Raw genomic sequence first — 21551 nt, 5'->3', positions numbered from 1 at the left:
TATTTTGCCGGGTTACTGGCGCGCCATGCCCAGCAAGGCGGCCTCCACCAGGTCCAGCGCCTCGCTCACGTCGCGGGAGACCAGCAGCATCGACATCGCCGACGGGCGGATGAACTCGTGCCGGGTCGCGCCGCGCAGCCAGTCCAGCAGGCCCGCGTAGAAGCCGTCGGCGTCGAACAGCAGCAGCGGCTTGCGGTGGTGGTCGAGCATCGCGGTCGTCCACACCTCGAACAGCTCGTCGAGCGTGCCCAGCCCGCCGGGCAGCGTGATGAACGCGTCCGCCCGCTGGATCATCAGCGTCTTGCGCGAGGCCATCCCGTCGGTGACGACGAGCTCGTCCGCCTTGGTGTCGGCGACCTCGAGGTCGACCAGCGACTGCGGGATCACGCCGTAGGTCCGCCCGCCGCCGGCCCTGGCCCCGTCCGCCACCGCGCCCATCATGCCGACGCAGCCGCCGCCGGAGACCAGCTCGTGGCCGCGCCGGGCGATCTCCACGCCCAGGTCGTGGGCCAGATCCAGCCACCGCCGCTCGAGCCGCTGCGACGACGCGCAGAACACGCCGATGCCCGCCACGGTCAGCTCCCCCCGCTCAGCTTGTCGACCTCGAGCTGCTCGGCCGCGTCCTTGATGTGGGCGACCACCGCTTCGACGTCATCGGTCAGCAATATCAGGTCCAGGTCCTCCGGCCCGATCTTGCCGGCGGGCTGCATGGTCGAGCGGATCCAGTCGATGAGGCCCTGCCAGTAGGCCGTGCCCATCAGCACGACCGGGAAGCGGGTGACCTTGCGGGTCTGGACCAGGGTCACGGCCTCGAACAGCTCGTCGAGCGTGCCGAACCCGCCGGGCAGCACGACGAACGCCTGCGCGTACTTGACGAACATGGTCTTGCGGGCAAAGAAATACCGGAAGTCGATGCCGATGTCGACCCACTCGTTGAGCCCCTGCTCGAACGGCAGCTCGATGCCCAGCCCGATGGAGAGCCCGCCGGCCTCGGCCGCGCCCTTGTTCGCGGCCTCCATCACGCCCGGCCCGCCGCCGGTGATGACCGCGTAGCCGCCGCGGGCCAGCGCCGCGCCGAGCTCCTCGCCCATGCGCCACTCGGGGCTGTCGGGCTTGCTGCGCGCCGAGCCGAACACGCTCACCGCAGGCGGCAGGTCGGCGAGCGTGTCGAAGCCCTCGACGAACTCGCTGAGGATCCGCAGCGCGCGCCAGGCGTCCTTGGTCTTCCACTCGTGGCGCAGGTGCGAGTCGAGCAGTCGCTGATCGGCCGTGCTCAGCGGAATCGCGTCACGCCGCAGCGTGACCATTCCCCGGTGCCGCTCCCGCGGCTGGCTGCCCTTCGCCTCGCTCATGTGTGTCACGGTACGTCGATCGCCCGGGTCGATCCCGGCAGGCCCGCCGATGCCATGGTCCAATACGGCCATGGCGCGTCGGGGCTGGCTGGTGTTGGCGCTGACCGGAGTGCTCCTCGCGGGTTTCCTCCTGGTGTGGTACACCACTCGCCCGGCCTCGCACGCCCTGGTTTCGTCGCCGCCTTCGCCTTCGCCCTCGCCCTCGGTTTCGGCTTCGGTTTCGGTCTCGCCGTCGCCGTCGGTGGCGTCCTCATCCCCGCCGCCCCCGACCACGGTGGTCGTGCCGGTCCGGGGCAACGGCGCGTTCGACTACGCGACCACCGGCGGAGAGCGCGTCGGCACCGCCGGACATCTGGTGCACTACGTGGTCGCGACCGAGCAGGGCACCGGCATCGACCCGGCGCTGTTCGCCGAGGCGGTGCAGCGCACGCTGGGCGACCCGCGCAGCTGGATCGCCGGCGGCCGGTTCTCCTTCCAGCGGGTACCGTGGGGCGCCGCCAGCGAGCTGACCGTCCACCTGGCCACGCCGTCGACCACCGACACCATGTGCACCCGGCGGGGCGTGCGCACCAGGGGCGAGGTCTCCTGCCGCGGCGGCCGGGACGTCATCATCAACCTGAAGCGCTGGCTGCTGGGCGTGGCGTGGTATCCGAGCGTCGCGGAGTACCGCGACATGGTCGTCAACCACGAGGTGGGCCACTTCCTCGGCAACGGGCACGCGGTCTGCCCGCGCCCGGGCGCCCCCGCCCCGGTGATGGCCCGCCAGTCGTTCGGCCTGGAGGGCTGTGTGGCCAACGCCTGGCCCTATCCGGACGGCAAGACCTTCGTCACCGGTCCACCCGCGCCCCGCTGATCGGCCGGTCCCGGGAAGAAAACGGGTGCGGATGGCAACGTTCTTGCTTACCGTCGCGTCCAACCCGGTATACCGGGTTGCAGGGCATGGGGGGGGCCGGCATGACGCGGGCGGAGCAGGACCGGCAGAAGCGGCAGATGAACCGGCGAATTCGTGAGCTGCTCGCGGTCCGCCGGATGCTGCACCAGATCGATCCGGTGCCGGACGAGCCGGCGACCGAGCCGCGCTGAGCCGACGCTCAGCCGTGCAGCCACCGGCGCATGACGTCGGCGACGGCGGTGATCTTGTCGAGCTCGACGTGCTCGTCCTGCTTGTGGGCCAGGTTGGGATCGCCCGGGCCGAAGTTGAGGCCGGGGATGCCCAGCACGGCGAAGCGGGCCACGTCGGTCCAGCCGAGCTTGGCGCGCGGGGGTTCGCCGACCGCGGCGAGCAGCTCCCGGGCGGCCGGCGCGTCGAGCCCGGGCGGCGCGCCCGGCGCGGAGTCGACGAACTCGACGTCGAAGCCGTCGAAGACCTCGCGCACGTGCGCGGCGGCCGCCTCCTCGTCACGGTCCGGCGCGAAGCGGAAGTTGACCTCGACGACGCACTCGTCGGGGATGACGTTGCCGGCCACGCCGCCGGCGATCCGCACCGCGTTCAGCCCTTCGTGGAACTCGCAGCCGTCGATCGAGACGATCCTTTCGCGGTACCGCCGCAGGCGCTCGAGAATCGGGGCCGCCTTGTGGATGGCGTTGTCGCCGAGCCAGGAGCGGGCCGAATGGGCGCGCTTGCCGGTGGTCCGCACGAGCACGCGCTGCGTTCCCTGGCAGCCACCCTCGATGAGGCCGTGGGTCGGCTCCAGCAGTACCGCGAAGGAAGCATCGGTCAGCAGGTGAGGGCTGCGGTCGGCGAGGATCTTCAGCCCGTTGCGGGCCGAATCGACCTCTTCGCAGTCGTAGAACACGTAGGTGACGTCGTGGCGGGGCGCCGGCTCGGTGACGGCCAGGTGGAGCGCGACGGCGGTGCCGGACTTCATGTCGGCCGTGCCGCAGCCCCACAGCAGGTTACCTTCGGTGCGGGACGGAAAGTTGTCGTGGAGCGGCACGGTGTCGAGGTGCCCGGCGAGGACGACCCGCTGCGGCCGGTCCAGCTCGGTGCGCGCCACGACGGTGTGGCCGAAGCGCTCGACCTTCAATTCGGTGGCGGCGAGCGCCTGCTCGACCCGGTCGGCGATCTCGGCCTCGTTGCCGGACACCGACTCGATGTCGACGAGCGCCCGGGTCAGGGCGATGGGGTCGGCGAGCACATCATGGGTGAGCATGGGTCTGACACTAGATGGGGTAGCGTTCGATCACGTGACGACCGCCTACATCGACTCCCCCGCCTGGGGGCTGGGCCTGGCCACCGTGACGTCCTCGGGCCAGGTCCTGGACGCCTGGTTCCCGGCCGGCAACCTGGGCCTCGGCGCGGCCCCGTTCGCGGCCACCGCCCCTGCCGGCGCTCCTGGTGCCCCCGGCCCTGCCGGCGCCCCCGGCCCTGCCGCTGGGGCTGACGCCGCTGCCGCCGAGGATTCCGCGAACGGCGCCACCTCCCCAGCCGCCGCTTCTCTCGCAACCGATTTTTCGGATATTTCCGATTTGTCGGACTCGACGGTGGCGGCGCTCGGGCTGCGGACCGAGGTCGTGCGGGTGGAGATCCAGTCGCTCGGCGAAGCGCCGGCGAGCACGGCCGAGGTGTACCTGCGCCTGCACCTGCTCTCCCACCGGATCGTCCAGCCGCACCAGGCCAACCTCGACGGCCAGTTCGGCCTGCTCGCCAACGTCGCGTGGACGTCGGCCGGCCCGTGCCTGCCCGACCAGGTCGACGCACTGCGCGTGCTGGAGCGGCGCGCCGGGCGGCGGCTCGTGGTGTACGGCATCGACAAGTTCCCCCGGATGGTGGACTACGTGACGCCGTCGGGCGTGCGGATCGCCGACGCCGACCGGGTGCGGCTCGGGGCGCACCTCGCCCCCGGTACCACCGTCATGCACGAAGGCTTCGTCAACTTCAACGCCGGCACGCTGGGCAACTCGATGGTCGAGGGCCGCATCTCGGCCGGCGTGGTGGTCGGCGACGGCACCGACGTCGGCGGCGGCTCCTCGATCATGGGCACCCTCTCGGGCGGCGGCAAGGAGACCATCAGCCTGGGCGAGCGCTGCCTGCTCGGCGCCAACGCGGGCATCGGCATCTCCCTCGGCGACGACTGCGTGGTCGAGGCCGGCTGCTACGTCACGGCGGGCTCGAAGGTCACCCTGCCCGACGGCCGCGTGGTCAAGGCCCGCGAGCTGTCCGGCCTGAGCAACCTGCTCTTCATCCGCGACTCGGTGACGGGCCGCCTGGAGGTCCGCGAGCGCCAGGGCCGCGGCATCGAGCTCAACGCCGCCCTCCACGCCAACTGACCCACCGGACCACCGGGGATCGGGCTCGCTCGCCGCGGCCCGATCCCGGGTCCGTCAGAAGCGGGCGGCGGCGGCCGCTACCCGTTCGTCCGTCGCGGTCAGGCCGACGCGCACGTGGCGCTCGCCGGCCGGGCCGTAGAAGGCGCCCGGCGCCGTCAGGATGCCGCGCTCGGCCAGCCAGTCGACCGTGGCCCAGGAGTCCTCGCCGCGGGTGACCCAGAGGTACAGGCCGGCCTCGGAATGCTCGATCGAGAACCCGGCGCGCAGGAAGGCCTCGCGCAGCAGCACCCGCCGCCGGGCATAGCGCTCCCGCTGCTCGTCGGCGTGGGTCTCGTCGCCCAGGGCGGCGATCATGGCGGCCTGGACTGGCCCGGGGACGATCATGCCGGCATGCTTGCGGACGGCGAGCAGCTCGTCGACCAGGGCGGGGTCGCCGGAGATGTACCCGGCCCGGTAACCGGCCAGGTTCGATCGTTTCGACAGGGAATGTACGGCCAGCACGTTGTCGAAAACCCCGTCGCACACGGACAGGATCGAGACCGGCGAGGCCTCCCAGGGCAGCGTCAGGTAGCACTCGTCGCTGACCACGATCGCGCCGCGCTCGCGCGCCCACTCGACCACCTTGCGCAGGTGGGCCGGCGGCAGGACGCGGCCGGTCGGGTTCGACGGCGAGTTGATCCAGATCATGCGCACCCGGGCCGGCCCGAGCGCCGTCAGCGAGTCGGCGCGCACCACCTCGGCCCCGGCCAGCTGGACGCCGACCTCGTAGGTCGGGTAGCACACCGACGGGATCACCACCGTGTCGCCGGGCCCGATGCCCAGCAGCGTGGGCAGCCAGGCGACCAGCTCCTTCGAGCCGATCGTGGGCAGCACGCCGAAGGCCGCCGAGCCGGGCGCGCACCAGCGATCCACCCAGTCGCGGATCGCCTCGCGCAGCCGCACGGTGCCGGCGGTGAGCGGATACCCGGGCGCGTTGGACGCCTCGGCCAGCGCCGCCCGGATCACGTCCGGCACCGGGTCGACCGGCGTGCCGATGGACAGGTCGACGATCCCGTCGGGGTGACGGGCGGCGGCCGCCTTCGCGGGCTCGAGCCGGTCCCACGGAAAGTCCGGCAGCCCGGCCGCGAGCGCGCGCCGGGCCCCTGCCGCGGAAACGATGCCGGTCAGTGGTCGTGCTCCTGCGGCGGCAGGGCGGCGACGAACGGCGCGTCCTTCTCGACCTTGCCGACCTTCGACGCGCCGCCGGGCGAGCCCAGCTCGTCGAAGAACGTGTAGTTGGCGCCGACGAAGTCCTTCCACTTCTCCGGGACGTCGTCCTCGTAGAAGATCGCCTCGACGGGGCAGACCGGCTCGCAGGCGCCGCAGTCCACGCATTCGTCGGGGTGGATGTAGAGCATGCGGTTACCCTCGTAGATGCAGTCGACCGGGCATTCCTCGATGCATGCCTTGTCGAGCAGGTCCACGCAAGGTTCGGCGATGATGTATGTCACGGGTCGCCCTCTTTCGCGCCTGAGGCTGCCAGCCTGAGCTGGCAATCCCCGCCGCATCCCTCCGCGGCGGTACGAGCCTAGTATCCAGGTTCACGGGAGGTCGATCGTGCTCGGGCCACAACACGTGGGACAGCGCGTCGTCGTGCGCCGAATCGTCGGCACCAGCGGCGAACGACCGGTGTATTCCGACATTCTGGGCCAGCTGCTGGAGGCCACGGAGACGCATCTCACAGTCCGTGCGCGCTCAGGCTCGATCCGCATTCCAATCGCTGAGATCACCCACGCCAAGCCGGTGCCCCCACGCCGCCGTTTCACCCCGACGGAGTCACTCGAAGCGGCCGCCGCGACCGGCTGGCCCGCCCGCGAACGGGCAACGCTCGGTGACTGGCTGCTCCGCGCGACCGACGGCTGGACCCAGCGCGCCAACTCGGCTCTGGCGATCGGCTCACCCGACCTGCCGACGCCCGAAGCGATCGACTTTGTCCAGCAATGGTACCGCGAACGAGGCCTCGCACCCGCCGTGAGCGTGCCCGTGCCCCTCTTCCGCCGCCTGGACGACGAACTGGAGCGCCGGGGCTGGTTCGCCATGCCGCTCACCCAGGTGATGACGGCGAGACTGCCGCTGCCCGCCCCCGCCCCCGCGGCCTCACCCGCCGGAACCGTCCACCTGGCGACCTCCCCGTCGGCGGAGTGGCTGACCGCCGTCGCCGGCCGCAAGGGCCCCCTCCCCGAATCGGCCCACCACGTCCTGACGTCCGTCCCCAACGTGCGCTTCGCCGAGTGGCGCGACGCCCAGGGCGCCCTGCTGGCCACCGCCCGCGGCGTCGTGGCCGACCCGGAGTCGCGCTGGCTGGGCCTGACCCTGATCGGCGTGGTCGAAGAGGCCCGCCGCCAGGGCCTGGCCCGCCGGCTGGTCGCCGCCCTGTCCGACTGGGCCGTATCGCTGGGCGCCCGCGACGCCTACCTCCAGGTGGAGCAGCGCAACGAGGCCGCCGTGACCCTGTACTCCCAACTGGGCTTCACCACGCACCACGTCTACTCGTCGCGCCGCCTGCTGCCCGGCTAGCGCCGCACGACCTCGCCCGGCCAGGGCGGTGGCCGGAAACGTTGGCCTGGTTGCCGTAGCCGATCGCCGCTGGTCGCCGGCCTGCGGAAGCCGGCGAAGGCAGGCGGACACCGCACCAGCGCCGCACGATCTCGCCCGGCCAGTGCCGTGGCCGGAAACGTTGGCCTGGTTGCCGTAGCCGATCGCCGCTGGTCGCCGGCTTGCTGAAGCCGGCGAAAGCAGGCGGACACCGCACCAGCGCCGCACGGCCTTGCCCGGCTAGCGCCGCGCGACCTCGCCCAGCTAGCGCCGCACGACCTCGCCCAGCTAGCGCCGCACGACCTCGCCCAGCTAGCGCCGCACGATCTTGCGGGGCTTCGTTCCGGCCCGCTCGATGTAGCGCTTCCACGACTGCGACCGGTAGTCCAGCCCGGTGGTCATCAATACAAGCAGCCCGATGACCGTGCCGATCGCGGACAGGCCCACGAAGTAGAAGAACTGCCGGAAAACCAGCCCGACCCCGTCGCCGAACGGTTGCGCCCCGGACACGAACGGCCCGACAAGCACGGACAGCACGCACGCCGCGACGACGGCGACCCCGAGCTCGCCCACGACCCGGATCACCGGGTATTTCCGCCCATACCAGAACGCGACCGGAATCATCACAGCCCCGACCGCGAACAGCGCCCAAAGCCCGATGGTGATCTGCTTGTCATCGTCGCTACCGGCCCCGAACCGCACCACGAGCCGCGCGATGACATTGACCAGAAAGAGGCCCGCCGCGACGAACCCGATCGGCAACCACCGCTCCCTCATCGCAAGCCTCCATCCCGCCGGTAACCCCGCATCAACCGCGGTGCGGAAACGTGTTTACCCGTCTACACTGCGCGCGCGCAAGACCCGTCGCCTTGGAGTTCGCTGGGCCCCGCCCGACTGTCGGCTTCCCGCCTGAACAAAGGCGCGGTCCGCCTTTCTCGAATGCGCGCGGAACGCCGCCTACGCCCCTCCCGCCTTGGGGCGACTCGGCCCGATCCGATGCCGCAGCGTCGACAGGTAGATCCCGATCGCGAACACCAGCGACCCGACGAACAGCGTCAGCAGCCCCACCCAGTTGTCATTGGTGAGGATCAAGTCCCCTTCGCTGGTGCGCCCGGACGCAATGATCCAGATGGTGCACCACACCGCCGCCGGCACCAGCGCCGCGAACCGCCTCCGGCTGGTGGCGAACGCGAACCACCCGAGCAACGGATTCGTCACCACCGCCAGGACCAGCGAGACAGGCACCCGGAACCCACCGATCCGCAGCGGCGAGAACAGCGCCTCGATGATCGCCAGCCCGGCCGCCAGCAGCGCGGTCACAATCAGCCCGGCAACGAGAAGTCCGATGTCGAACCGCCGCGCCCACTCCGCGGACAACTGCCGCCGCGCAGGCTCGCCATCTCCCTGCGCGGCCCCATTCACCGTGTCGGACATATCCGAATTGTCGGCCATTTCGGTCACATCGGCGAGTCCGCCCGCCTCCGCACCACGATCGCCGCCGCCGTCCGCCGCTCGCCCCCGCGAACCCGCGCCCGCCTCAGCCCCGCCGGCGCCGGGCGAGCGCGCTTCCGGAACCTTGGCCGGCACCGGCCCCGCCGAGCCACCAACCGCAGGCCCCAAGGAGCCGGCCGACCCAGGCCCCTGGGCCTCGACCGACCCAGAGCCCTGGGCCTCGACCGACGCGGAACCCTGGGACCCGGCCGGCGCAGAGCCCTGGGCCTCAGCCGACGCGGAACCCTGGGACCCGGCCGGCGCAGAGCCCTGGGCCTCAGCCGACGCGGGACCCTGGGAGCCGGCCGGCGCGAGGCTCGACGGGTCGTCCACCGCGAGACCCGGAGAGTTGGCCGGCGCGGGGCCGGGAGCGAGCCGCGTTGACGAGCGCGGCCCCGGGCGCGGCGAACCCTTTCGCTTCGTGCTCATGACGCACCGGATTCCGCCGCCGTCTCCAGGGCCGTCGAGGCCCCGGCCGGCACCGGGCGTGGCGCCGGTGGGCGGGGCGCGTCGAGGTCGAGGCCCGCGAACAGGTCCTCCTCCCAGCCGAACGGGCCCACGCCGGGCCCCTTCGCGCCGCGCGCCAGCTGGTAGAACTCGACGCCCATGAACTCGGCGCCGAAGTTGCCCGCGATCGAGAACAGCCACGACGACGGCGGGATCTGCGTCGCGTGGGCCTTGAGGGCGGCGGTCTTGCGGTCGGCGAACTCGTGGGCGTCCACCCGGGCCGCGATGTCGTCGTCGGGCGTGCCGAACGGCAGGTCCTCGGGCCTCTCGATGTCGGCGAACGGGTTGTCGGACGACCCGCGGAACTCCCGCATGCCGGCCTCCAGCACGCTGCGCGGCACGGCCGTCCAGTAGACCTTCTGGGGTGCGATCCCCTCCGCCTCGGCCAGCTCGACGGCGCGGGTCAGCACGCGGTGCGCCTGGATGTGGTCGGGGTGGCCGTAGAACCCGTTGGGGTCGTAGGTGACGGCAACCTGCGGCCGCGCCTCCCGGATCACCTCGAGCAGCTCGCCCGCGGCGGCGTCGAGGTCGGCGCCCCAGAAGGCGCGCGGGTGCTTGTTGGCCGGGGTGTCCATCATGCCGGAGTCCCGATACCGCCCGGCGCCGCCGAGGAACCGGTGGTCGGCCACGCCCAGGTGCTGACAGGCGCGCTCGAGCTCGGCGATGCGGTAACCGCCGAGCTGGTCGCCCTCGGCGGCGGCGATCCCGGCCAGCGCGGGCACGTGGATCTCGCCTTCCTCACCGAGCGTGCAGGTGACCAGGGTGACGTGCGCGCCGTCGGCCGCGTAGCGGGCCATCGTGGCACCGGTCCCCATGGACTCGTCGTCGGGGTGTGCATGGACGAAAAGGATGCTCCGAGCACTCACGGGGGCAACTCTACGGTGTACCTCTGACAGTTTTTCCAACCGCCACGGCCCGGGTAGCCGGGAGTGTACCGGCAGTGACGTTCCGGCCCAATCACATGACAATCCGCCGGGCAGGAGTCAACATTCCGGGGTGGACTATCCGGAGTTGGCCGCACGAACCCGTCGTTTCTCCTATGGCGCGCCGCGCGCCGTGACGGTGAGCCCGGACGGCGCGCGGGTGATCTTCCTGCGCTCGTCGGGCCCCGAGGATCCCAGCGATGCGCTGTGGGTTTTCGACGTCGCCACCCGCACCGAGCGCCGCCTGGCCGACCCCGCGACGCTGTTACGCGACCAGCCCGACCTGCCCCCGGCCGAGCGGGCGCTGCGCGAGCGGCTGCGGCTGTCCGCCGGCGGCATCGGCTCGTTCGCGCTCGACGGGGCCGGCGTGCTCGCCGTCTTCCCGCTCGGAGGCCGGCTGTTCCGCGTCGACCTGCTCACCGGCGACGTGACCGAGCTCGACACGGCCGGCCCGGTCGTCGACCCGCGGCTCGACCCGACCGGGCGCCGGATCGCGTATGTCACCGGCGGCGCCCTGCGCGTCATCGACACCGACGGCACCGACGGCGTGCTGGCCGGCGAGGCCGGCGTGACCTGGGGTCTCGCGGAGTTCGTCGGAGCCGAGGAGTTTCACCGCTTCCGGGGGTACTGGTGGAGCCCGGACGGCCGCAGCATCCTCACGGCCCGGGTCGACGAGTCCCGCGTCCCCCGCTGGCACCTGCACGACCCTTCGCTGCCCGAGCAGCCGCCCACGACGATCGCCTACCCGCACGCGGGTGCCGCCAACGCCAAGGTCACGCTGCACGTGCTGGACCTCGACGGCGGCTGGGTCGACGTGCACTGGGATCGCGAGACATACCCGTATCTGGTCGCCGCCGCATGGTCGGAGCAGGGCGGCCCGCTGCTCGCGGTGCTGCGCCGGCTGCAGCAGCACGGCCTCATCATCGCCGTCGATCCGCGCACCGGCGAGACGCAGGTGCACGCCGAGCTCGCGGACCCACGCTGGGTCGAGCCGATTCCAGGCACGCCGGTGCACCTGGCCGACGGCCGAGTGCTGGTCGGCGGCGAGCTCGCCCACGACGGATACGACGCGCGATGCCTCTTCGCCGACGGCAGTCTGATCAGCCCCCCGAATTTGTACGTCCGGAGAGTGGCCGGCCGCATCGGCGCCGACCTGGTGGTCGAGGCGAGCGAGGGCGACCCGAGTGAGCAGCACGTCTTCCACATTCCGGTCACCCATTCCAGCCCGCGGGCGACCCGCCTGACGACCGAGCCCGGTTGGCACCAGGCGCAGGCCGCCGGCCGTACCGTCGTCATCGGGTCGCAGACGCTGGAAGGCAACGGGTCGGGGTACCAAATCATCCATGACGGCGAAACGATCGGCGAGATCCCGTCGCTGGCCACGCCGCCGCCCTATGCGCCCAGGCCCGCGCTCGAGCGGGTGACGGACCGGCGCCTGCCGGCCGGGGTGCTCTATCCGCGCAGTCACGTGTCCGGCCGCCGGCTGCCCGTGCTCGTGGCCGTCTACGGCGGCCCGGGTCATCAGGAGGTCGTCGCCGCGCGCGCCCGCTGGCAGGAAAAGCAGTGGTGGGCCGACCAGGGCTTCGCGGTCGTGTCCATCGACAACCGCGGCACACCCGGGGTCGCGCCCAGCTTCGACAAGGCGATCCACCGCCGCTTCTCCGACGTGATCCTCGGCGACCAGGTCGACGCGCTGGCCGCGCTCGCCGACAAGCACCCCGACCTGGACCTGGGCCGCGTCGCCATCCGCGGCTGGTCGTTCGGCGGGTGGCTGTCGGCGCTGGGCGTGCTGCGCCGCCCGGATGTCTACCACTGCGCCGTCGTCGGCGCGCCCGTGGCCGACTGGAGCCTCTACGACACTGCTTATACCGAGCGGTACCTGGGGCTGCCCGCCGACGCGCCCGAGGTGTACGCGCACAATTCGCTCATCGAGCTGGCCTCCGAGCCCCCGGTGCGCCCCGAGGACGCCCGCCCGATGCTGCTGGTCCACGGCCTGGTCGACGACAACGTGGTCGCCGCGCACACGCTGCGCCTGTCGGCCGCGCTGCTGGCCACGGGCCGCCCGCACTCGATGATCCCGCTGACCGGCGCCACGCACATGGCCGCCGGCGGCCTGGCCGAGAAGCTGCTGCGCATCGAGCTCGACTTCATCCGCCGCTCGCTGCCGGCGCCAGGCTGATCACCACGTCCCCGCCGAGCCGCCCGCCCTCCGGCACGCGGGTCACGACGCCCGCGTGCAACAGGGCGACGATGACCTTCTGCGCGTCGGAGGCGCGGTACACGGTCTCGGTGAGCGCGAACCGCTTCAGCTGCGTGACGCTCATCCCGCCGCCGCGCAGCCGCTGCAGCATCTCCCGCCGCAGCGCGCCCGGATTGGGCTCGAGCGAGATGTCCATGAGGTGGCCTTCGGGGTCGCGCGGGTCGCGGTAGCGCACGCCCGCGTACTCGTCGAGCGCCCAGAGCTCGGTCTTGAACGCCTCGAGCGTCTTCGCCGACCGAGTACCGAACCCGACGAGCAATTCCTCATCGCCGTCCACCAGTTCCACGCCGGCCGTCAGCTCCAGCCCCGCCCGCTCCAACTCGGCTTGCTGAGCCCGCCACGTGCCCGCGGGCGCGCGCAGGAGTACCACCGCCGCGGAAAAGCTCTTCTCGACCGTTTCGTCGATGACCGCCAGCACCGAGCCCCCGCCAACCGCTTTGAGGGCGGCCGCCACATTCCCATTCGGCACGACGTACACCCCATTTCCGGCGGCGTCCGCAATTCCCGCTGCAGCCGAGTCACACGCTCCTGCAGCGACTCCACTCCGGGCGCTACGAACAGCAGGTTGAGCCGCCCCCGCAACCGATCCGAGAACTCCGCGAACGCCCGCACCCCCGCCACCGCCACCTCGTGGTCAATACCGATGCCCGAGGCGTACAGAAATGTCGCTCCATGCGAAGCATGCAGATTCCCGGGCGCCCAGATGTCGACACAGCGCACGACCAGCTCCCGCGTGACCCCACCGATCGACATACGGCCCTCCCTACCTACCGCGACTCGGCTACCTTAAAGTCTGTCAATGCATGGGGACGGGGGTACCACCGTGGCAGACAGCACCCGCATCCAAGTCGACGCGGCCGGCCTGCACGACTTCAGCACCAAGCTGCAGACCTCGGTCGACAAGGACATCATCCCGACGGCTCAGCGCGTCAAGAACCAGCTGCAGTTCTACGCCTCCTTCGGCGTGCACAGTGCCAGCCCGGCCGTCCAGCAGGCGGCACTCGACTACTGGCGCCGCATGGAGGAGGCGATGCGGTTCTTGGACACTCTCGCACACAACGCTGCGACGCTGGCCAAGGTGGCACAGGAGATCGTCACGACCTATCGCGAGGCCGACGGACAGTCCGCCGACTTCCTCCAGACGGTGCAAGGCGGCGCATCAACCGAGGTGACGAACGACGAGCGAACGGCGAACGACGCCAAACAGCAAGCCCGCGCAGCCGAAGAACGCGACAGGCTCGACGAGAACCGCCAGCTCCACAGCCACGGAGCCGGGCGATGAGCGGCACGTACGACAGCTACCGCGTTCCGGCGCTCTGGCGAATGGTGGTCGACGAGAACTCGGCCAATAACACTGCCCACGAGAGCGCCTGGGCACAGAAGCAGACACTGCTGAACTCGCAGATCGCCAACCTGCGGAGTCTTCGGGAGCAGGTCACCGCGTGCTGGGATCCAGCGACGAGCGTCGCGGCGCAGAGGTTCATCGATGAACTCGATCAGATGATCGGCTTCATGACCACCGCCAGCGAGGCGGCGGCCAACGTACAACGTACGCTCGCCGCCGTCACCGATGCGTTGTTCGAGGCGAAGAGGAAACTGGAACCGCTCCGAGAGTCGTATTACGACTCGAAGGCAGCTCTGCGGACCTACGTCAGGAACAGTAGCCCGCTTGGCCCCCTCCTGAGCGCAGTGCCCGACGACCGAGTGCCGACCATGGGCCTGCCGGACGGCATGGGCAATGCTGTGCTGGGTCTTCATCAGAACCGTCTTGACGAGCAAGCCCGCGTGATCATGGAGACCGCGGACCGAAAGGTCACTGAGGCGACTGCCGACACAGTCGTGATTCCATCGATGGGTCGATACGAGGATGGGGCCATGCCACTGGCCCAGGTCGATCAGCAAGCCACTGGTGGCGGCAACACGAGCGGTCGTTACGTTCCGCAGCCAGCGTTCACGCCGCCAACACCGGACGGTGGGCCAGTAGGCAACAATGGGCCCGCGTCGGCGCCAGACGACAGCGGGCTCGGGCCGTTCCTCACTGGAGCCCCGTCGCCGGTCGTCACTCCACCGGTGCTGACTTCTCCCGTCGCACCGGCGACCGTGCCGCCTACGGCCTTGGATACCGGCTGGATGATCCAAACACCATCGGGCCAGCGTGCCCTCCGTCCCGGGGGCGTCATCGGGCCACGTTCGGGCGCTTCCGTCGAGCGCCCGCCGAGCGGCGAACCGGATGTGCTGCGCAGCACGGAGACTGGACCTACCAGCAAAGTTTTCGCCGGACCGGGTGTGATCGGATCCCAGACAGGGCAGCCGGTCGCGCGAGGGACTGGCAAACGGGGCTCAAGCCGCGTATCGGCCACCGGGGGTCCCACGGAAGCTCATGAGCCTACGCCGCCAGGTGGCTGGCGCGATCGAAGCTATGAAGCTTATGCCCGGAGACGGGCCGGCCGAAAGCGGGACGCCGACGACCAATGGCAGGTTGCCGAGGGGGTGGCGCCGGTGCTCGAGTCGCCGAAGGCACAGACCGTGCACGATGCGGCGCCCGGCGTGATCGGAATCGACCGTTGAGCCTTCGGCGTTTCGCGATGCCAGCCCTGCTGGCAACGATCGCGGCGTCGGCGTTTCCGGCCACGGCATACGCCGACGCGGTACGCGACCAACAGTGGCACCTGGAGTTTCTCCACATCGCGGAGGCCCAGCGGATCAGCCAGGGCGAAGGGGTGCTGGTCGCGGTGGCCGACTCCGGCGTTGACGCGCAGGCACCGGAGCTTGCCTCGGCAGTCGTGCCGGGCAAGGATTTCGGCGGTGGCAGCAGCGACGGCCGCAACGACACCGTCGGGCATGGCACAGCGATGGCCGGCCTCATCGCGGGTCGCGGCAGGGGCGCGGACGATGGTGTGTTAGGCATCGCCCCGAAGGCGACCATACTGCCGATCCAGGTGGCCAAATACCTCGATCTCGGGGGCTACCCCAAGGACCTCGCCGCGGGCATCGACTATGCGGTAAGTCGCGGAGCCAAGGTCATTTGCATCTCGCTGGGGACCAGCGAGGCCGACGAGGTCAAGATGGCCATCAAGAAGGCATTCGCCGCCGACGTCGTGATCGTTGCGGCCGCCGGGAACAAACCCGCTGTCGGATCGGTGGACTTCCCGGCCAGGATGCCTGGAGTGGTCGCGGTCGGCGCCGTCGATCGGCACGGGGAACGCGCCTCCGTCTCGGTTGCCGGGCCCGAGATGGTGCTCACCGCGCCCGGTGTCGACATGGTCACCACCGACGTCGGCGGGAAGACGCACGTGGGTACCGGTACCAGCGACGCGAATGCCGTCGTGGCGGGCGTCGTTGCGCTCGTGCGGGCGAAGTATCCCGCTCTCAGCGCGGCGGAGGTGGTCCGGCGGCTCACGCTCACCGCGCAGGACAAGGGTGAGCCCGGCCGGGATCCGGTCTACGGTTTCGGCATCGTCGACCCCGTCAAGGCACTCACCGCCGAAGTACCGCCGCTGCCCTCCAGCGCCGCGCCGCAAACCTCGGCGCCGGGTGAGGGCGGCGGTGGTGCCGACTCGGTCGCGGTCATCGCCGCCGTCGGGGCTGCGGCGGTGGTCGTCGTGTTTTTGGCGGTACTCCAGACAATCATCCGTAGTCGCAGGCGCCGGGGGTAGGTTCTGGGCATGGCTGATGTGCTCGGCAGTGACGAACTCTCCGCCGCCCTGGTGGACCTGGCCGGGTGGTCCGGCGGCACGGACGGCATCGAGCGGTCGGTGACGGCGCCCTCGTTCCTGGACGGGATTCGGCTGGTGGCGGAGGTCGCGCACGTCGCCGAGCAGGCCGACCACCATCCTGACATCGACATCCGGTGGCGGACGGTCACGTTCCGGCTGTCGACGCACTCGGCGGGCGGGGTGACCAAGAAGGATCTCGCGCTCGCGCGGCAGATCAACAGTTTGATCGGGTAGCCGGCCCATCGACATAGGGTTGTCTGGCGAAAAACTGTCACACCCCCTCGGTACTGTCCAACCATGACCCAGTTCGACGTGGCTACTGCGGCGGTCGAGGCGGCGCTGGCGGCCGGTGCTCGATATGCCGATGCCCGTGTGATGCACCGCCGGTCCGAGTCGATGAGCGCGCGCAACGGCGAGATCGAGGAGCTCAGTCAGGACGAGGACGCGGGCGTCGGAGTGCGGGCCCTCGTGGGATCCAGCTGGGGTTTCTTCGCGGTGCCAGATCTCGGCTCCGACGCGGCGCGGCGTGCGGGTGAGCGGGCCACGGCGATCGCGCGGGCGTCGGCGACGGTGCCCGGTCCGCAGCTCGACCTGGTCGAGGTCGAGGCGCGGGTGGACTCGTGGGCCAGCGCGTGCGAGGTCGACCCGCTGACGGTGGCGCTGTCGACGAAGGGCGACCTGCTGACCGCGGCCACCGCCGAGTCGCACAAGGCGGGCGCCGACATCGCCGAAGGCCTCTATCGCGTCTGGGACACGCGCAAGTGGTTCGTGTCGTCGCAGGGGCACCGGATCGACCAGCACATCCGCGAGTCGGGGGCGGGCATCTCGGCGACGGTGATCGGCGACGGCGAGACACAGCGCCGGTCCTATCCGTCCTACCGGGGTCAATACGGCACTCGCGGCTGGGAACTCGTCGACGAGCTGGACCTGCAGGCGCACGCGGCGCGGATCGCCGAGGAGGCGCGGGCGCTGCTCGCCGCGCCGCAGTGTCCCGCCGGTGAGACGACGCTGATCCTGGGCAGCGAGCAGATGGCGCTGCAGATCCACGAGTCGGTGGGGCACGCGATCGAGCTCGACCGGATTCTCGGCTGGGAGGCGGCCTTCGCGGGGACGTCGTGGCTCGACCTCGCCAAGATCAATCAGCTGCGGTACGGGTCGGAGCTGATGAACATCACCATCGACCCCACGATTCCGGGCGCGCTCGGTTCGTTCGGCTACGACGACGAGGGGACGCCGGCGGCGGCGCGATACGCCGTGCGGGACGGGATCTGGGTCGGGACGCTCGCCGGGCGGGACTCCGCCGCGGTCGCCGGGCTGGACTACGCCGGCAGCGTGCGGGCCGACGGGTGGGCGCGGCTGCCGATGGTGCGGATGACCAACGTCGGGCTGCTGCCGGGGCCGCACACGCTCGAGGAGATGATCGCGGCGACCGACGACGGCGTGCTGATGGACCTCAACCGGTCCTGGTCGATCGACGACAAGCGGCTCAACTTCCAGTTCGGGTGCGAGATCGGCTGGGAAATCAAGAACGGCAAGCTCGGGCGGATGCTGCGAAACCCGACGTATACCGGCATCGGGCCCCGGTTCTGGGGCTCGATGGACATGCTCAGCTCCGAGCTTGTCTCGTGGGGCACGCCGAACTGCGGCAAGGGCCAGCCCGGCCAGATCGGGCACACCGGGCACCCGGCCGCGGCGGCCCGGTTCCAGAACGTTCGCGTGGGGGTGCGGGGATGAGCGTCGCGGCGACGGAGACCGATGTGGCGCAGCGGGTGCTGGAGCTGGTCGGGCCCGGCATCGAGGCCGAGGTGACGGTGGAGCGGCACGCATTGGCGCTGACCAGGTTCGCCAACTCGTACATCCACCAGAATGTCGCCGACGAGGCGACGGCGGTGCGGCTTCGGTTGCACGCCGACGGACGCACGGCCACCACGTTCACGACCGCCCTCGGCGGGCTCGACGAGCTGGTCCGGCGAGCCGTCGACGCGATGCGGCTGGCGCCGGCCGATCCGACGTGGCCCGGGCTGACGCCGCCGGAGCCGCTGGCGTTCGCCGGCGAGGTCGACGAGGCGACCGCGGCGGCCTCGCCGGACGAGCGGGCGGCGCGGGTGCGGGCGTTCGTCGACCAGGCAGAAGGGCTGGACACGGCCGGATACTGCCGCACGTCCTCGACCCGATCCGTGTTCGCGAACTCGGCCGGGCAGCACCTGGTCGCGGAGCGAGCCAGCGCGGCGATGGACGGCATCGTGCGTACCGCCTCGTCCGACGGGCTGGCCCGGCTCGCGGCGGCGCGGCTGTCCGACATCGACGGCGCGGTGCTCGGCGCCCGGGCCACGGCCAAGGCGCGGGCCGGCGTCGACCCGGTGGAGCTGCCGCCGGGGCGCTACGAGGTGGTGCTCGAGCCCGCCGCGGTCGCCGACGTGCTGCAGATGCTCGCCTTCTACGGGTTCAACGCCAAGATGGTGCTCGACCGCCAGTCGTTCCTGCAGCTGGGCGAGGCACAGTTCGACCCGTCCGTCTCGCTGGTGGAGGACGCCTCGCTGCCCGACTCGAGCGCGATCCCGTTCGACTCCGAGGGCACCCCGCGCCGCCGTGTGGTGCTGGTCGACCGTGGCCTGTCCACGGCCGTGGTGCACGACCGGCGCACGGCCGTCCGCGCCGGCAACGGCGCCCAGTCCACCGGCCACGCGATCCCCGGCGGCGCCGCGTTCGGGGCGATCCCGTCGAGCCTGCGGCTGCTGCCGACGGAAGGCCCGGCGCCGGCCGAGGTCGACGGCCCGGCGGCGGACTCGGCGGTGGCGGCACTGGTCGCGGGCGTCGAGCGCGGCCTGCTGGTGACGGACAACCACTACACCCGGGTGCTCGACCCGCGCACCCTGGTCGTGACCGGGCTGACCCGCAACGGCGTCTGGCTCATCGAGGACGGGCAGATCACGACTCCGGTGCGAAACTTCCGGTTCACGCAGTCGTATGCGCAGGCCCTCGGGCCCGGAGCGGTGCTGGGCATCGGCACGTCGGCGGTCGAACAGCCCGGACCGTGGGCAGAGTCGGGCTTCGTGGCGCCGGCCCTGCGGTTGGCCTCGTGGAACTACACGGGCGGCGCTTCCGGGTAGCGCCGCCCGACCGCTGGCCCGGCGCGTCGTCCCCCGCGGCCGGGCCGGGGATGGCGGCCGGGGACGGGGACGGCGGCCCAAGAAACCGGGGTCTGCGGGCGGGACACCCGGGGCGGGGCCGGGGCCGGGCGCACTCCCCCGAGGCGGTTCGGCCGTGGCTGGCTGTGCAGGCGGCGTTCGACGGGAGGCGCGGGGTCACGCGGCGGGGCGCGGTGACAGCGTCCGGGCGGACGGCGCAGCGTCACGCGGCGGGGCGCGGCCACGACGTCCGCCAGAACGCGTGGCGTCGAACAGCCGGGCACAGCCTCAGTGTCCGGCCGGAGGCGCGGCTCACGTCCGCCACCTTGGCGCATGAGCTTGGCGTATCCGCCACGAACCGGCCGTGATGCGCCGCGTGCAGCCGGGGGCGCGGCCGGCCCGCTTCCGCTGCGCTCCGCCCACACTGCGGCACCGGCCAGCGCCACCCGGGAACCGGCACGGCTGGCCGCCATGCCCACCGACGGCCACGTGGCGCCCGGCCCGCGCGTCCCAACACTTGTGCGCGGTGGGCGATCGGCGGTCACGTCCCATCCGCCGGTCGTTGCGCCCTGCGAGGCACGGCGCAGCGGCCGTAAGTCTCCGTGATCATGCGCAACGCAGCATCGACACCAACGGTTTTTCATGATCACGGAGCGCTGATGTACCCCCGTGTACCACAAGTCTCCGGGATCATGGCAAACCCGGTGTGCGGTCACCGCAGACATCATGATCACGGAGACATACGTCCGGCCCGGCCGCGCAGATCGGATGGCGCGCGCCCAACGGGTGCGACATCCGCACCGGTCCGCCGCGCCGCGCAGCCCCGGGGCCAATGCCAATGACCGCTCGCGCCCGCCGGTGGCCACCGACGCCCAGCCTGCGGCGTGGGACACGGCCGCGTCACGCGCGGACGGCGGGTCGGAGGCGCCCTGAAGAGCCGAAACACGCCCCCTATTCCCGGCGCCCGAACAAGCCGACACGCTAGCCGTCCATCCAGACCGAACCCCCACACTCAGGCACCATCCACACCGAGCCGAGGCACCAAGCCGTCGAACAAACCGCGCCCCAACGCCAAGCCATCTGCTGCGCCGCCCGGTGCGCGAAGCACGCCAGGCCATCCGCCACCGAGGTGAGGCGCGGAGCCGTCGGGCATGGCGGGACGACGCGCCTGGTCGTCGGGCGTGCCGGGCCGATGCGCCCTGATGTTGGTCACGCTGCGGGGTCACACAAGGCTGCCACGCTGGCGGTGGGCAAGGGCGGCACACCGGGCGGATCGGGCCGGAGCTGGGGTGGGCCGGGTCAGCGGCGGGGATTGGCGGGGCCGGCGGGGCGGGAGTGAAGTTCTCCACAGTGGCGGGCCGATTTTCCAACAGGGTCTTTCGTCATCGCGCCGACACACGCCAGACTCCCAACGCACGACGCTGCGGGATCGGGCGTAACGTGTGCACCGACCATAGATCGGTACATCGGAGAACGCTTCACCACCCGTCCAGGGAGTACTCATGACGACCACGCCTATCAGGCCTCGGTCAGTTTCGGGCGCGGGGGCCCGCGCTGCGATCAGCGCCAAGACATTGCGGACGGACGGGTGGCGGACTTCCCCGTTGGTCATCGCCGCCATTCTGTTGTTCTTCATCGTCTATTCGACGATTCGAATTTTCATGGCGAAGTGGTACTTCGTCGCAGATCACGGATATCTCACGCCGCTGTACTCGCCGTGTCTGAGCGATTCGTGCGTCGCCGGGTCGTCGCACTTCGGGACGCCGTTCGGGAAGTTCCCGGCCTGGCTGCCGCTGGGGCTGGCCGCCTTCCCGTTCGTCGCCGGCTTCCGGGTGACCTGCTACTACTACCGCAAGAGCGGGTACCGCTCGCTCTGGATGTCGCCGCAAGCCTGTGCCGTGCGTGAGCCGCACAAGAAGTACAGCGGCGAGACCCGCTTCCCGCTGGTCTTCATGAACTCGCACCGGTACTTCTTCTACCTGGCGTCGCTGATCCTGCTGATCAACATCTGGGACATGTTCCACGCTTTCAAGGGGACCGACGGCGGGTTCGGCATCGGGCTCGGGTCGCTGATCATCGTGGTCAACGTGATCGCCCTGGCCGGCTACACCACCAGCTGCCACGCGTGCCGGCACGTCATGGGCGGGCGGCTGAAGCACTTCTCGAGGCACCCGATCCGGTACCGCATGTGGACGCTGATCTCCAAGCTCAACACCCGCCACGGCACCTTCGCGATGACCTCGCTGTTCACGGTCATCCTGACGGACGCTTACATCATGGCGGTGTCCGCGAACTGGATCACCGACCTCCGAATCTGGAATTAGGAACCC

Annotated in this window: 20 protein-coding genes and 2 pseudogenes; 13 read left to right on the top strand and 9 right to left on the bottom strand. The window is 71.1% G+C overall.

Translation table 11 applies throughout. The annotated features are described in order from the left end of the window. Window positions 1–12 precede the first annotated feature (12 nt). Window positions 13–573, bottom strand: a complete 561-nt coding sequence (locus ACQPXD_RS04785; RefSeq protein WP_432835186.1) for a TIGR00730 family Rossman fold protein — start codon at window positions 571–573, stop codon at window positions 13–15. A 2-nt stretch (window positions 574–575) separates the two neighbouring features. Then, window positions 576–1352: a TIGR00730 family Rossman fold protein gene (locus ACQPXD_RS04780; protein ID WP_432835184.1), complete on the bottom strand. Its 777-nt coding sequence runs from the start codon at window positions 1350–1352 to the stop codon at window positions 576–578. 241 nt (window positions 1353–1593) lie between these two features. Between ACQPXD_RS04780 and ACQPXD_RS04775 the strand changes: the two genes are divergently transcribed. Together ACQPXD_RS04775 and ACQPXD_RS04770 are read left to right on the top strand one after the other, a co-directional pair. Then, window positions 1594–2205 (top strand): DUF3152 domain-containing protein, encoded by a 612-nt coding sequence (locus ACQPXD_RS04775; protein ID WP_432835182.1) that lies wholly within the window; start codon window positions 1594–1596, stop codon window positions 2203–2205. A 101-nt stretch (window positions 2206–2306) separates the two neighbouring features. Then, window positions 2307–2435, top strand: coding sequence for a hypothetical protein (locus ACQPXD_RS04770; RefSeq protein WP_432835180.1), 129 nt, complete (start codon window positions 2307–2309; stop codon window positions 2433–2435). 8 nt (window positions 2436–2443) lie between these two features. On the opposite strand, the gene dapE is transcribed toward ACQPXD_RS04770, so the two are convergent. Next, window positions 2444–3505, bottom strand: coding sequence for a succinyl-diaminopimelate desuccinylase (gene dapE / locus ACQPXD_RS04765; protein ID WP_432835178.1), 1062 nt, complete (start codon window positions 3503–3505; stop codon window positions 2444–2446). 34 nt (window positions 3506–3539) lie between these two features. On the opposite strand from dapE, the gene ACQPXD_RS04760 reads away from it, so the two are divergent. Further along, the gene (locus ACQPXD_RS04760) at window positions 3540–4622 is read left to right on the top strand and encodes a DapH/DapD/GlmU-related protein (protein ID WP_432835176.1); all 1083 of its coding nucleotides are present in this window, start codon (window positions 3540–3542) and stop codon (window positions 4620–4622) included. A gap of 54 nt (window positions 4623–4676) precedes the next feature. Here ACQPXD_RS04760 and dapC read toward each other — a convergent pair whose 3' ends face one another. Both dapC and fdxA read right to left on the bottom strand, forming a co-directional pair. Further along, the gene (dapC, locus tag ACQPXD_RS04755) at window positions 4677–5780 is read right to left on the bottom strand and encodes a succinyldiaminopimelate transaminase (protein ID WP_432843642.1); all 1104 of its coding nucleotides are present in this window, start codon (window positions 5778–5780) and stop codon (window positions 4677–4679) included. Between the two features lie 5 nt (window positions 5781–5785). Continuing rightward, window positions 5786–6112, bottom strand: coding sequence for a ferredoxin (gene fdxA, locus ACQPXD_RS04750; RefSeq protein WP_229835423.1), 327 nt, complete (start codon window positions 6110–6112; stop codon window positions 5786–5788). 106 nt (window positions 6113–6218) lie between these two features. On the opposite strand from fdxA, the gene ACQPXD_RS04745 reads away from it, so the two are divergent. Further along, window positions 6219–7178 carry a GNAT family N-acetyltransferase gene (locus ACQPXD_RS04745; protein ID WP_432835174.1) on the top strand — a complete coding sequence of 320 codons (960 nt, stop codon included), beginning with the start codon at window positions 6219–6221 and terminating at the stop codon, window positions 7176–7178. A gap of 330 nt (window positions 7179–7508) precedes the next feature. On the opposite strand, the gene ACQPXD_RS04740 is transcribed toward ACQPXD_RS04745, so the two are convergent. The 3 genes from ACQPXD_RS04740 to mshB form a co-directional block, all read right to left on the bottom strand. Further along, a complete protein-coding gene (locus tag ACQPXD_RS04740; RefSeq protein ID WP_432835172.1) occupies window positions 7509–7973 on the bottom strand; it encodes a hypothetical protein in 465 nt (154 codons plus the stop codon). A 180-nt stretch (window positions 7974–8153) separates the two neighbouring features. Beyond that, window positions 8154–8783, bottom strand: a complete 630-nt coding sequence (locus tag ACQPXD_RS04735) for a hypothetical protein (protein ID WP_432835170.1) — start codon at window positions 8781–8783, stop codon at window positions 8154–8156. 329 nt (window positions 8784–9112) lie between these two features. Continuing rightward, window positions 9113–10009, bottom strand: a complete 897-nt coding sequence (mshB, locus tag ACQPXD_RS04730; RefSeq protein WP_432843640.1) for an N-acetyl-1-D-myo-inositol-2-amino-2-deoxy-alpha-D-glucopyranoside deacetylase — start codon at window positions 10007–10009, stop codon at window positions 9113–9115. A gap of 181 nt (window positions 10010–10190) precedes the next feature. Here mshB and ACQPXD_RS04725 point away from each other — a divergent pair. Together ACQPXD_RS04725 and ACQPXD_RS04720 are read left to right on the top strand one after the other, a co-directional pair. After that, window positions 10191–11430: pseudogene (locus ACQPXD_RS04725) on the top strand (DPP IV N-terminal domain-containing protein); the annotation flags it as partial. Between the two features lie 65 nt (window positions 11431–11495). Beyond that, window positions 11496–12296: pseudogene (locus tag ACQPXD_RS04720) on the top strand (alpha/beta hydrolase family protein); the annotation flags it as partial. Here ACQPXD_RS04720 and ACQPXD_RS04715 read toward each other — a convergent pair. After that, complete coding sequence (locus tag ACQPXD_RS04715) at window positions 12265–12855, bottom strand: hypothetical protein (protein WP_432835168.1); 591 nt, start codon at window positions 12853–12855, stop codon at window positions 12265–12267. The pseudogene ACQPXD_RS04720 and the gene ACQPXD_RS04715 sit on opposite strands and share 32 nt — an antisense overlap. Window positions 12856–13200: 345 nt before the next feature. On the opposite strand from ACQPXD_RS04715, the gene ACQPXD_RS04710 reads away from it, so the two are divergent. The 7 genes from ACQPXD_RS04710 to ACQPXD_RS04680 all read left to right on the top strand — a co-directional run bounded on the left by ACQPXD_RS04710 (window position 13201) and on the right by ACQPXD_RS04680 (window position 21545). After that, window positions 13201–13659 (top strand): hypothetical protein, encoded by a 459-nt coding sequence (locus tag ACQPXD_RS04710; RefSeq protein WP_432835166.1) that lies wholly within the window; start codon window positions 13201–13203, stop codon window positions 13657–13659. Next, window positions 13656–14945, top strand: a complete 1290-nt coding sequence (locus ACQPXD_RS04705) for a hypothetical protein (RefSeq protein ID WP_432835164.1) — start codon at window positions 13656–13658, stop codon at window positions 14943–14945. Before ACQPXD_RS04710 ends, ACQPXD_RS04705 begins: the two co-directional genes overlap by 4 nt. Window positions 14946–14962: 17 nt before the next feature. Then, on the top strand, window positions 14963–16033 hold the full coding sequence (locus ACQPXD_RS04700; RefSeq protein ID WP_432835162.1) for a S8 family serine peptidase: 1071 nt from the start codon (window positions 14963–14965) through the stop codon (window positions 16031–16033). Window positions 16034–16042: 9 nt separating this feature from the next. After that, the gene (locus ACQPXD_RS04695; RefSeq protein WP_432835161.1) at window positions 16043–16327 is read left to right on the top strand and encodes a 4a-hydroxytetrahydrobiopterin dehydratase; all 285 of its coding nucleotides are present in this window, start codon (window positions 16043–16045) and stop codon (window positions 16325–16327) included. Window positions 16328–16390: 63 nt separating this feature from the next. Beyond that, window positions 16391–17827: a TldD/PmbA family protein gene (locus tag ACQPXD_RS04690; protein WP_432835159.1), complete on the top strand. Its 1437-nt coding sequence runs from the start codon at window positions 16391–16393 to the stop codon at window positions 17825–17827. After that, the gene (locus ACQPXD_RS04685) at window positions 17824–19203 is read left to right on the top strand and encodes a TldD/PmbA family protein (RefSeq protein WP_432835157.1); all 1380 of its coding nucleotides are present in this window, start codon (window positions 17824–17826) and stop codon (window positions 19201–19203) included. The genes ACQPXD_RS04690 and ACQPXD_RS04685 overlap by 4 nt, the downstream gene beginning before the upstream one ends. A gap of 1520 nt (window positions 19204–20723) precedes the next feature. After that, window positions 20724–21545 carry a hypothetical protein gene (locus ACQPXD_RS04680; RefSeq protein ID WP_432835155.1) on the top strand — a complete coding sequence of 274 codons (822 nt, stop codon included), beginning with the start codon at window positions 20724–20726 and terminating at the stop codon, window positions 21543–21545. Window positions 21546–21551 lie beyond the last annotated feature (6 nt).

The organism is Dactylosporangium sp. CA-092794 (assembly GCF_050948465.1).
Classification (GTDB): Bacteria; Actinomycetota; Actinomycetes; order Mycobacteriales; family Micromonosporaceae; genus Dactylosporangium.
This window is presented reverse-complemented; position numbering and strand designations above follow the sequence as displayed.

Bases quoted from the DNA above. Each gene is read 5' to 3' on its own strand.
- ACQPXD_RS04780 (WP_432835184.1), bottom strand. From the start codon at position 1,352: ATGAGCGAGGCGAAGGGCAGCCAGCCGCGGGAGCGGCACCGGGGAATG.
- ACQPXD_RS04770 (WP_432835180.1), top strand. From the start codon at position 2,307: ATGACGCGGGCGGAGCAGGACCGGCAGAAGCGGCAGATGAACCGGCGA.
- dapE (WP_432835178.1), bottom strand. From the start codon at position 3,505: ATGCTCACCCATGATGTGCTCGCCGACCCCATCGCCCTGACCCGGGCG.
- ACQPXD_RS04740 (WP_432835172.1), bottom strand. From the start codon at position 7,973: ATGAGGGAGCGGTGGTTGCCGATCGGGTTCGTCGCGGCGGGCCTCTTT.
- mshB (WP_432843640.1), bottom strand. From the start codon at position 10,009: ATGGGGACCGGTGCCACGATGGCCCGCTACGCGGCCGACGGCGCGCAC.
- ACQPXD_RS04705 (WP_432835164.1), top strand. From the start codon at position 13,656: ATGAGCGGCACGTACGACAGCTACCGCGTTCCGGCGCTCTGGCGAATG.
- ACQPXD_RS04700 (WP_432835162.1), top strand. From the start codon at position 14,963: ATGCCAGCCCTGCTGGCAACGATCGCGGCGTCGGCGTTTCCGGCCACG.
- ACQPXD_RS04695 (WP_432835161.1), top strand. From the start codon at position 16,043: ATGGCTGATGTGCTCGGCAGTGACGAACTCTCCGCCGCCCTGGTGGAC.
- ACQPXD_RS04690 (WP_432835159.1), top strand. From the start codon at position 16,391: ATGACCCAGTTCGACGTGGCTACTGCGGCGGTCGAGGCGGCGCTGGCG.
- ACQPXD_RS04685 (WP_432835157.1), top strand. From the start codon at position 17,824: ATGAGCGTCGCGGCGACGGAGACCGATGTGGCGCAGCGGGTGCTGGAG.
- ACQPXD_RS04680 (WP_432835155.1), top strand. From the start codon at position 20,724: ATGACGACCACGCCTATCAGGCCTCGGTCAGTTTCGGGCGCGGGGGCC.